The following is a 10,384-nucleotide window of genomic DNA, read 5'->3' on the forward strand; positions in this document are numbered from 1 at the left end:
CCCCGGGGGCGAGGGCGTGTCCCCATCCCCCGATCCGCCGAGCCGGGCGGGCAGGTGGGCGGAATCCACGGGCCGGGCACAGCGCCAGAGGGGGTGCTTCGATCCAGCGGGCGGATGGCCTGATCCGGGTCCGGGATCGGGATCGGGATCGGGAGGCGGGTCCGCGATCCGGGTCCGGGAGGCTGGTCCGGAAGGCGGTCCGCGATCCGGGGCCGGAAGGCGGGGCCGGAACGCGGGGCCGCGAACCGGGGCCGGAACGCGGGGCCGGAAGGCGGGGCCGCGAACCGGGGCCGGGAGACGGGGCCAGGACCCGGGTCCGGGTCGCCGCCCAGGGGCCGGTGCGTCTCACCCCGCCGGGCCGGGCGGGCGTCCGGCGCGGTCCTCGGGAACGCCGAGGGGGCCGCCCGCACCACGGATGGCGGACGGCCCCCTCGGGCGGTTCAGTGACCGGCGGTCAAGAGGCGTTGGCCTCGGCCTTCTTCGGTTCCTGCTTCGCCGCCGCGGGCGCCGGCGCGGGCTTCGCGGCCTCGTAGAACTCCTCGCGCGGGGACTCGATCGCGCCCAGGGACACGACCTCGCGCTTGAGGAACATGCTGAGGGTCCAGTCGGCGAAGACGCGGATCTTGCGGTTGAAGGTCGGCATCGCCATGCCGTGGTACGTGCGGTGCATGTACCAGGCGAGACGGCCCTTCAGCTTGATCTTCACCTTGCCGACGACGATCATCGCGACGCCCTTGTGCAGGCCGAGGCCCGCCACCGCGCCCTTGTTGGCGTGGCTGTACTCCTTCTGCGGGAAGCCCCGCATACCGGAGATCACGTTGTCGCCGAGGACCTTGGCCTGGCGCAGCGCGTGCTGGGCGTTCGGCGGGCACCAGGCGTTCTCGTTGCCGGCCTTGCGGCCCACGAGGTCCGGAACCTGGGCGTTGTCGCCCGCGGCCCAGATGTAGTCGGTGCCGGTGACCTGGAGGGTCGGCTGGGTGTCGACGTGACCGCGCGGACCCAGCGGCAGTCCGAAGCGGGACAGCGCCGGGTTGGGCTTGACGCCCGCCGTCCACACGATGGTGTGGGAGTCGACCTCGAGGCCGTTCTTCAGCACCACGTGACCGTCGACGCAGGAGTCCATCGACGTGGACAGGTAGACCTCGACACCGCGGCTCTCGAGGTGTTCCTTGCCGTAGGCGCCGAGCTTGGGACCCACCTCGGGGAGGATCTTGTCAGCGGCGTCGACCAGGATGAAGCGCATGTCCTCGCGGGACACCGTCTTGTAGTACTTGGCCGCGTCCCGGGCCATGTCCTCGACCTCACCGATGGTCTCCGCACCGGCGAAGCCACCGCCCACGAAGACGAAGGTGAGCGCCTTGCGCCGGATCTCCTCGTCCGTGGTGGAGTCGGCCTTGTCGAGCTGCTCGAGAACGTGGTTGCGCAGGCCGATGGCCTCCTCGACGCCCTTCATGCCGATGCCCTGCTCGGCGAGGCCGGGGATCGGGAAGGTACGGGAGACCGCGCCCATCGCGATCACCAGATAGTCGAAGGGCAGCTCGTACGCCTCGCCGACCAGCGGCGCGATCGTGGCCACCTTGCGGTCCTGGTCGATGGTGGTGACCCGGCCGGTGAGGACCTCCGCCTTGGGCAGCACGCGTCGCAGCGGGACGACGACATGCCGGGGGGAGATGTTGCCGGCGGCGGTTTCGGGGAGGAAGGGCTGGTAGGTCATGTACGACCGCGGGTCGACGACGGTGACGGTCGCCTCGCCGTAACGCATCTTCTTCTGGATGCGCCGAGCTGCGTACAGGCCTACGTACCCACCGCCTACTACGAGGATCCTGGGACGCTCCGTGGTGCTCATGCCATCGAGTATCCACCCGCTCAGGGGGGGTACCTCGTGCGCCCCTTCACAAGCTTCGGCAGGCCCTGTGCTACCATCCCGCGTTTCTTGATCCACATCACACTGCCGGATGGGAACCGGGACCCGGTCCGAGGCGTTGTCAATGCCGCGTGAGCTGCCTCTCTGTCGATTTCCGGCCGGTGTGAGACCGGCCGGCGGACTCGTGCGACCGTCGCCGGCGACCCCCTCCACACCCCCCTTCTGAACGCGTTCAAAGAGGTGTTGAGGCCTCGAACGGGTCAACACGACCCACTTCTTCGTTCTACCGGGGCCAATTCCTTGTGAAGAACTTCACGAACTTTCCCGGCGGGCCCCTCCCGAGGGGCGCCCGAGGGGGCCCGCAAGGCCCCCCCGAGCACTGCTCAAACGCTATACCCACTGCTCAGCGGAGTGCTACCCACCAGTAAGAAAGGAGAGTCAGGCCACGGACCAGGCGATGCCATCGAGGATGTCGTGCTCCGACACCACGACCTCCTGCGCGCCGATCCGCTCCATGACCGCGAGAAGGACCAGCGCCCCGGCGCCGATCACGTCGACCCGGCCCGGATGCATGGAGGGCACCGCCGCGCGCTCGGCGTGGGTGGAGCGCAGGAGCCACGCGGAGATCTCGCGGACCCGCTCGACGGAGACGCGTGAGTGGTGGATGGCCTCGGAGTCGTACGCGGGGAGGTCCTGGGCGATCGCCGACACGGTCGTGACGGAGCCGGCCAGTCCGACCAGGGTGTGCGCCTCACGCAGTGGGACCGTCTCCCCGGCCCGGTCGAGCGCGGCCTCGATGTCCGCGCGCATCGCCGCGATCTGCTCCCCGGTGGGCGGGTCGGAGACGGCCCCGTCCCGCACCAGGTGCCGCTCGGTCATCCGCACGCAGCCCACGTCCACGGAGCGGGCGGCGCGTACGTGGTCGTCGCCGACGACGAACTCGGTCGAGCCGCCGCCGATGTCCACCACCAGGAAGGGGCGGCGCAGATCGGTCCGCCCGGTCAGTTCCCTGGTGGCACCGGTGAAGGAGAGCTCGGCCTCCTGGTCGCCGGTGACGACCTCGGGCTCCACGCCCAGGATGTCCAGGACCCCGCGGACGAACACGTCGCGGTTCTCCGCGTCACGTGACGCGGACGTCGCGACGAAGCGCAGGCGCTCCGCACCGTGCTCCTTGATCAGCTCCGCGTACTCGCGGCAGGCGGCGAAGGTCCGCTCCAGCGCCTCGGGCGCCAGCCGGCCCGTGCGGTCGACCCCCTGGCCGAGCCGCACGATCGTCATCCGCCGCTCCAGGTCGGTGAGTTCGCCCGTCACCGGGTCGGCGTCGGCCACCAGCAGCCGGATCGAGTTCGTACCGCAGTCGACGGCGGCGACCCTGGTCATCGGTCCTCCTCCTTCGCGGGAGGTGTCACGCAGGTTCCCTTGCGCCACCACTCCGGCAGCATCGCCAGCGCCTCGTCGCCCAGCGGGTTCACCCCGGGGCCCGCGGCCAGCGAGTGGGCGACCAGCACGTGCAGGCACTTCACCCGGTCCGGCATGCCGCCCGCGCTCGGGAAGTTCTTCAGCTCCTCGATCTCGTCGCGTCGCCGGACGTAGTCCTCGTGCGCCGCGCGGTACGCGGCCGCCAGCTCCGGATCGGTGGCCAGCCGCTCCGTCATCTCCTTCATCACGCCGTTCGCCTCCAGCGTGCCGATCGCGGAGTTCGCCTTCGGGCACGTCAGGTAGTACAGCGTCGGGAAGGGGGTGCCGTCGGGCAGCCTCGGCGCGGTCTCCACGACGTCCGGCTGTCCGCAGGGGCAGCGGTGGGCGATGGCGCGCAGCCCGCGCGGGGGCCGCCCGAGCTGCTGCTTGAAGGCCTCGACGTCCGCGTCGGTGGGCTCGGTGCGGGGTGTCGTGGGCGGAGGGGTTTCCATACCTGTTCTTTTCTGCGGCTTTCGGTAAGGGGTCACTGGCCGGCGGTGCCGGCCCGGTCGGCGGCGTCCACCGTGTCGGCGGCGTCGGCCTTGTCGACGCCGTCCCAGACGTTCGCGTACCAGGGGCGGTCGGCGGCCTCGAGATCCGTACGGGACTTCCTGGCCGTACCCGGGTCGACGACGATGTAGCCGGTCTCGCCGGGCATGACGTAGTGCAGCCGCCGGCGGATCTCCTGCTCGGCGTACGCGTCGTCCTGCCAGCGCGCCTTCATGTCGCGCAGCCGTTCGACCCGCCGGCGGGTCTCGTCCTGCTCCTGCTGGAGGTCGGCGATGTCCGCCCGCTGGGAGACGTACTGCCGCATGGGGTAGGCGAGGGCCACGACCAGCGAGCAGACCACCAGGGCGAGCAGCGCCGCCCGGCCGGTCAGCCGGGAGCGGCGGGCCTGACGCCGGGTCTGCGAGCGGTAGACCCGGGCCGCGGTCTGCTCACCGATCAGCCGGATCCTGGTCGCGGTGGAGAAACGGTCCCGGTCCTTGACCGCCATGTTCCCGCCTCCGGTTCGCCTTTATACGCGCGTACGTCCCCGCACACGGTACGGGACCGGGTACGGGGACGTACGTACGACGCTGCCTACGGAAGCGGTGCTCAGCCTCGACGGCTCAGCCCTTGCTGTACCTACTGGTTCGCGGAGCGCTGTACCTACTGGTTCGCGGAGCGAAACCGCGGGAACGCGCTGCGGCCGGCGTACACCGCGGCGTCGTCGAGGATCTCCTCGATGCGCAGCAGCTGGTTGTACTTGGCGACGCGCTCGGAGCGGGCCGGGGCGCCGGTCTTGATCTGGCCGCAGTTGGTGGCGACGGCGAGGTCGGCGATGGTGACGTCCTCGGTCTCGCCGGAGCGGTGGGACATCATGCACTTGAAGCCGTTGCGCTGGGCCAGCTCGACGGCGTCCAGGGTCTCGGTCAGCGAGCCGATCTGGTTGACCTTGACCAGCAGGGCGTTGGCGGCGTCCTCGTCGATGCCGCGGGCCAGACGCTCCGGGTTGGTGACGAACAGGTCGTCGCCGACGATCTGGACCTTGTCCCCGAGCTTGCCGGTGAGGGCCTTCCAGCCCTCCCAGTCGTCCTCGAACAGCGGGTCCTCGATGGAGACGAGCGGGTACGCCTCGACGAGCTCGGCGTAGTACTCGGTCATCTCGGCCGCGGAGCGCTCCTTGCCCTCGAAGGTGTAGACGCCGTCCTTGTAGAACTCGGAGGCGGCGACGTCGAGCGCGAGGGCGATCTGCTCGCCGGGGGTGTAGCCGGCTTCCTTGACCGCCTCGAGGATGAGGTCGAGGGCCTCGCGGTTGGAGCCGAGGTTCGGCGCGAAGCCGCCCTCGTCACCCAGGCCGGTGGCCAGGCCCTTGCTCTTCAGGACCTTCTTCAGGGTGTGGTAGACCTCGGCGCCCCAGCGCAGGGCCTCGGAGAAGGACTCCGCGCCGATCGGGGCGATCATGAACTCCTGGATGTCCACGTTGGAGTCGGCGTGCGAGCCGCCGTTCAGGATGTTCATCATCGGCACCGGCAGCAGGTGCGCGTTCGGGCCGCCCAGGTAGCGGAAGAGCGGCAGGTCCGAGGCCTCGGAGGCGGCGTGGGCGACGGCGAGCGAGACGCCGAGGATGGCGTTGGCGCCCAGCGAGCCCTTGTTGTCGGTGGCGTCCAGGTCGAACATGGCCTGGTCGATCAGGCGCTGCTCGGTGGCGTCGTAGCCGACGAGCTCCGGGCCGATCTGCTCGATGACGGCCAGTACGGCCTTCTCGACGCCCTTGCCCAGGTAACGGCCCGCATCGCCGTCACGGAGTTCGATGGCCTCGAAGGCGCCGGTGGAGGCGCCGGACGGGACGGCGGCACGACCCGTGCTGCCGTCGTCGAGGCCGACCTCGACCTCGACCGTGGGGTTGCCTCGGGAGTCCAGGATTTCCCGGGCTACGACGACGTCGATGGACGGCACGAGCATCTCCTTCATGGATGTGACGCGGGTGAGCGGGACCGCGGTGGGTCCTGCGGGTCCGAGCCTAACCGGCTCGGGGCGATCGGCAGGCGGCCGACCGTCCCGTGGACAGAACCGAGAGTAGATTGTTTCCGCACGGAACAAAAACCTTTCGGTGAACCGTGACCGGAAAGCGCCCGAAAAAAGCCCCGCTCCGGTGCGTACGGGGGAAGACGCACCGGAGCGGGGTGCCCGTGGGGGGCGGGGAGGGGGCCTTGCGGGCTGCCCTGCTTACTTCAGATGCAGCTGCTGGCCCGGGTAGATGAGGTCGGCGTCCTGGACGATGTCGTCGTTGAGCTCGAACACCTTGGCCCAGCCGCCCTTGACGTCGTGCTCCTCGGCGATCGAGCTGAGCGTGTCGCCCGTGACGACCTCGTACTCGCCGTCGCCCTTCTCGACCTTCTTGCCGGTCGGGGTGGTGACGGTCTTGTCGGCCTTGCGCTCGGCCTTCTTCTCGGCCTTCTTCTCGGCCTTCGGCTCGGCGGCCGGACGGTCCGCGGAGCGGGAGGCCTTCTGCTCGCTCTCGCGGGTCTCGCCGGAACCGGAGTCCTGCGAGGAGTCCCCGGCCGAGGGGCCGGTGTAGCCGGCGCCGGACAGACCCTTGCCGCAGACCGGCCAGGCACCCTTGCCCTGGCCCGCCAGGACCTTCTCGGCGATCTCGATCTGCTGGGCCTTGGTCGCCTGGTCGGCGGTGGAGGCGTACTTGGTGCCGCCGAAGCCGGCCCAGGTGGAGGCGGAGAACTGCAGACCGCCGTAGTAACCGTTGCCGGTGTTGATGGACCAGTTGCCGCCGGACTCGCACTGGGCGACGGTGTCCCACTCGGAGGCGGTGGCGGCGGAGGCACTGCCTGCCGCCATCAGCGGAGCGGCGACGGCGGCGGACGCGACGCCGGCGACGGCGATGGCGCGGGTGGCCTTGGACGGACGACGGTGCTTGCCCTTGCCGGAAAACAGCATGGATGGATCCCCTCACCGACGCCTACGAGGTGAGCTGTCGGGTTCGGGCCGGTTGAGTTGCCCGGCCGCGCCCCTCCCGGGACGCGGCTTCACCCCAAGCCGTATCCGGCGTCAACTGCCCGGATCCGGCGCCTACCTTGGGTCCCCCGCTCCTGCCTACGGCGCATGACGCGACGACTGTTCCCGTGCTGCCACTGGCAGGATTCGGCGTGGCGGCAGCCGGGGCCCGCGATGGCGAGCGGTCACGACCGTAGACACGCGATCCGCGGAATATCAAAGACGATCACGGCTTCTGAGACCTATCTCTCACAGTCTTTAAATCGGACATTCAGCTCGAATCGCGACGCCAACTGCCGCCGCGCACAGACACCTTCGGACGCCGCCTCCCGCTCGCCACGGAACCGGCCGTGAGCTACTGACCGGGCAGAACGAGGTCCGGGCCGCCACCGACGAGCTGGCCGTCCACCGCGTGGAGCACGCCCCGTCCGCCGCCGACCGCAAGGGAGTCGGGAACGGAGGCGGCGGCGTCCCCCTCGGGCGCCGTGGAGGAGCCGGCGACCGTGCCGCCCCAGGCGTTGATGCCGCGCGAGGCGTGCCGGCCGGACGCGTCGGACGTACGGTCCCGTCCCTTGCCCTCCTCGGCGCCGGCGCCGCGGTGACGGCCGCCGCCGGCGTCTTCGGCGCCCGTGGCCGCCGAGGACCCGTCGGTCCGTCCCGCCTTGTCCGACTCGTCGGTTCCGGAGCCGGCCGCGGCGGAGGGAGAGGCGCCGGGGGCCGTCGTCGCACCGTCGCTCTCGCCCCGGCCCGAACCGGTGCCGGAATCAGCCGTTCCGCCGGGATCGGCCGATTCGCCCACCGTGTCGGCCAGGGTCCTCTCCCCGGCGCCCGCAGCGGACGACGGGTCGGAGGTGGCCGACGGAGACGGCGTCGACGACGCGGCGCCGGAGCCCGGCGACGCGGACGAGCCCGTGGAGCCGGAGGCCTCCGCGGCGGGTGACTCCTGACCCAGGCCCGCGAGCAGGCCGCAGGTGCGCCATGCGCCGACCCCCTGGTCCGCGAGGATCTTCTCGGCCACGGATATCTGCTGGCCGCGGCTGGCCTGGTCGGGGCTCGACGCGTAGTCCAGGCCGCCGTACTCCTCCCAGTCCGCCTGGGTCAACTGCAGTCCGCCGTAGAAGCCGTTGCCGGAGTTCTGGCTCCACGAGCCACCGCTCTCGCACTCGGCGACCCGGTCCCAGTTCAAACCGTCGGCCGCGCCGGCGCTGCCGGCCCCGAGGAGCGGGATCGCGATGGCGGATCCGGTCACTCCAGCGGCGACGAGAAGCGCCGGAGCCTGGCGGGGGCGACGGTGTCGACCGTTCCCGGAGAGCATGCGGAAGACCTTTCGCAGACAGCATCGACCAGCGCGGCGAGTGAAGCCCTGGCCACCGCACTTGATGGGTGAAGGTATCGGCAGTCGATCATTTGTCACAAGTTCATGCCGCACAGATCACGTGAAGATCACAGAGTTGAGGGCGTGTCATGCTTGCGTTGATCGGCGCGGGGGCACGGAAAGCAGCGACTGATCCGTCATTTTCGCGGAGGCGTGAATTCCACCGGGAGCGTGCGCAGTCCTCGCATGATGAGCCCGCCGCGCCACCGGAGTTCGGCCGGATCCGCCGCGAGTCGCAGGTCCGGCAGACGGGTCAGCAGCGTGGCGAGCGCGGCCTGCCCTTCGAGGCGGGCCAGCGGGGCGCCCAGGCAGTAGTGGATGCCGTGGCCGTATCCCAGATGCTGGTTGTCGCGCCGGCCGAGATCGAGGACGTCCGGGCCGTCGAACCGGTCCGGATCCCGGTCCGCGGCGGCGAGTACGACGAGCACCGGGTCACCGGCGGCGATGCGCTGTCCGCCGATGGTGACCGGCTCTGTGGCGAACCGCCAGGTGGCGAGCTCCACCGGGCCGTCGTAGCGCAGGAGTTCCTCCACGCCGGTCTCCAACAGCCCGCGGTCGCCCGCCGCGAGGGCACGCTGCAGACGCTCGCGCTGCCCGGGATGGGTGAGCAGCGCGTAGGTGCCGTTGCCGATCAGGTTGACGGTCGTCTCGAAGCCGGCGAACAGCAGGATGAACGCCATGGCGGCGGCCTCGTTCTCGGTGAGGTGCTCACCGTGGTCGGAGGCGCGGATGAGACCGGAGATGAGGTCCTCGCCGACGGCCGGCTCGGCGGGCAGTGCCTCGCGCTTGCGGTGGATGAGCTCGGCGAGGTAGCCCCGCATCTTCTTCACGGACCGGGCGACTCCGCCGCGCGGCCCTCCGCCGTGACGGATCATCATGCCCGCCCAGTCCCGGAAGTCGTCCTGGTCCTCCCGCGGGACGCCGAGCAGATCGCAGATGGCGTAGATGGGGAGGGGGAAGGCGAAGTCGTGGATGAGGTCGGCCGAGCCGTCTGCCGCGAACCGGTCGATGAGCCCGTCCGTGAGCTCCTGCACCCGGGGGGCGAACTCGGCGACCCGGCGCGGGGTGAACGCCTTGCTGACCAGCCGCCGCAGCCGGGTGTGGTCCGGCGGGTCGATGTTCAGCAGATGGGTCATCAGGTCCGCCTGGCGCTCACCGGGGATACCGGTCCTGCCCTTGGCGTGGGCGGGTTCGTCGTGGTGCGCGGGGTTCTTGGACAGCCGGTGGTCGGCGAGGGTCTGCCGGGCGTCGGCGTACCGCGTGACCAGCCAGGCCTCCACCCCGCTGGGCAGCCGGGTCCGGTGCACGGGCGCGTGCTCGCGCAGCCAGGCGTAGGCGGGGTACGGATCGGCGGCGAACTCCCAGCTGAACAGTGGGGGAACGGGCCCCGGCGGGGCGGGAGGGGCGGGCTGGTCATGCATTGGTAGTCAGGGGCGCGGTGTCCTCGCGGACCCGTTTCCCCATCCCCCTTTCAATCCGTGCGTGCGGTTTTCCCGCACACGGCTTACCGATGATCTTCTTGACATGGTTACGCAGCCTTCGGATAGCGAATCGTGCCACCCAGCCGATACAGGCCATGCCCGTTGAACCACTCCTCAGTCCATTCCGCCCGCTGGCCTGACCTCAGATTGCGGCCGCGCTTCTTGGCCATCAATCTGTGGAGCCGCCATACGACATATCGATCAGCGGTCTGGAACTTGTCAGCGGCGTTCCCGGTTCTGAAGTAGTTACCCCAGCCGCGCAGGATCGGATTCAGGTCCGCAATCACGTCCCGAATATCCATTCCAGTCCGACGGCGGTCGGTCCGTTCCCGGACCTTGTCCCGGAGTCTCTTCATCGCCGCTTTCGAGGGCCAGCGGTGCAGGTAGAAGCGGACGGTCCCGTACTTCTCCCACGACCTGCCCGAGAAGCGTGCTCTGAAGTGGCAGCCGAGGAAGTCGAGTCCTTCCCGGCCCTCTCTGAGGTCAACAATCTTCGTCTTGTCCGGGTGCAGTCGCAGCCCCAGCGAAGTCAGGATCTCCCCGACCGCGTCAAGAGCAGCCCTGGCCTGGCGTTCCGAACGGCACAGGACGACGCCGTCGTCCGCGTACCGCACCAGCTCACCCACTCCGCGCCGCGATAGCCCGGAGTCCAGAACGTGCAGGTAGACGTTGGCCAGCAAAGGCGAGATCACCCCGCCCTGAGGCGTCCCG

9 protein-coding genes and 1 riboswitch are annotated in these 10,384 nt (G+C 70.3%); all 9 genes read right to left on the minus strand.

Going from position 1 to position 10,384, the window contains the following annotated elements; genetic code table 11:
* Positions 1-454: 454 nt before the first annotated feature.
* Positions 455-1,846 carry an NAD(P)/FAD-dependent oxidoreductase gene (locus B9S61_RS35035; RefSeq protein ID WP_103545774.1) on the minus strand — a complete coding sequence of 464 codons (1,392 nt, stop codon included), beginning with the start codon at positions 1,844-1,846 and terminating at the stop codon, positions 455-457.
* Between the two features lie 456 nt (positions 1,847-2,302).
* Positions 2,303-3,244: a Ppx/GppA phosphatase family protein gene (locus tag B9S61_RS35040; RefSeq protein ID WP_103545775.1), complete on the minus strand. Its 942-nt coding sequence runs from the start codon at positions 3,242-3,244 to the stop codon at positions 2,303-2,305.
* Positions 3,241-3,774, minus strand: a complete 534-nt coding sequence (locus B9S61_RS35045) for a DUF501 domain-containing protein (protein WP_103545776.1) — start codon at positions 3,772-3,774, stop codon at positions 3,241-3,243. Before B9S61_RS35045 ends, B9S61_RS35040 begins: the two co-directional genes overlap by 4 nt.
* Positions 3,775-3,806: 32 nt before the next feature.
* Entirely contained in the window at positions 3,807-4,319 is a 513-nt protein-coding gene (locus B9S61_RS35050) for a septum formation initiator family protein (RefSeq protein ID WP_103545777.1), read from the minus strand.
* 155 nt (positions 4,320-4,474) lie between these two features.
* Positions 4,475-5,764, minus strand: a complete 1,290-nt coding sequence (eno, locus tag B9S61_RS35055) for a phosphopyruvate hydratase (protein WP_103545781.1) — start codon at positions 5,762-5,764, stop codon at positions 4,475-4,477.
* Positions 5,765-6,034: 270 nt separating this feature from the next.
* The gene (locus B9S61_RS35060; protein ID WP_103545778.1) at positions 6,035-6,760 is read right to left on the minus strand and encodes a transglycosylase family protein; all 726 of its coding nucleotides are present in this window, start codon (positions 6,758-6,760) and stop codon (positions 6,035-6,037) included.
* A 4-nt stretch (positions 6,761-6,764) separates the two neighbouring features.
* Positions 6,765-6,934: riboswitch (cyclic di-AMP (ydaO/yuaA leader) on the minus strand.
* Positions 6,935-7,172: 238 nt separating this feature from the next.
* Positions 7,173-8,132, minus strand: a complete 960-nt coding sequence (locus B9S61_RS35065; RefSeq protein ID WP_103545779.1) for a transglycosylase family protein — start codon at positions 8,130-8,132, stop codon at positions 7,173-7,175.
* A gap of 197 nt (positions 8,133-8,329) precedes the next feature.
* Complete coding sequence (locus B9S61_RS35070) at positions 8,330-9,613, minus strand: cytochrome P450 (RefSeq protein WP_103545780.1); 1,284 nt, start codon at positions 9,611-9,613, stop codon at positions 8,330-8,332.
* 107 nt (positions 9,614-9,720) lie between these two features.
* A partial coding sequence (locus B9S61_RS35075; RefSeq protein ID WP_258039757.1) for a group II intron maturase-specific domain-containing protein occupies positions 9,721-10,384 on the minus strand: 664 nt, incomplete at its 5' end.

The sequence above is a fragment of the Streptomyces sp. SM1 genome (assembly GCF_002910825.1).
GTDB lineage: Bacteria > Actinomycetota > Actinomycetes > Streptomycetales > Streptomycetaceae > Streptomyces > Streptomyces okerensis.

What these genes read in the sequence shown, in the direction of transcription:
- B9S61_RS35040 (WP_103545775.1), bottom strand. Translation starts at nt 3,244, where the DNA reads ATGACCAGGGTCGCCGCCGTCGACTGCGGTACGAACTCGATCCGGCTG.
- B9S61_RS35050 (WP_103545777.1), bottom strand. Translation starts at nt 4,319, where the DNA reads ATGGCGGTCAAGGACCGGGACCGTTTCTCCACCGCGACCAGGATCCGG.
- B9S61_RS35035 (WP_103545774.1), bottom strand. Translation starts at nt 1,846, where the DNA reads ATGAGCACCACGGAGCGTCCCAGGATCCTCGTAGTAGGCGGTGGGTAC.
- B9S61_RS35060 (WP_103545778.1), bottom strand. Translation starts at nt 6,760, where the DNA reads ATGCTGTTTTCCGGCAAGGGCAAGCACCGTCGTCCGTCCAAGGCCACC.
- B9S61_RS35065 (WP_103545779.1), bottom strand. Translation starts at nt 8,132, where the DNA reads ATGCTCTCCGGGAACGGTCGACACCGTCGCCCCCGCCAGGCTCCGGCG.
- B9S61_RS35070 (WP_103545780.1), bottom strand. Translation starts at nt 9,613, where the DNA reads ATGCATGACCAGCCCGCCCCTCCCGCCCCGCCGGGGCCCGTTCCCCCA.
- B9S61_RS35045 (WP_103545776.1), bottom strand. Translation starts at nt 3,774, where the DNA reads ATGGAAACCCCTCCGCCCACGACACCCCGCACCGAGCCCACCGACGCG.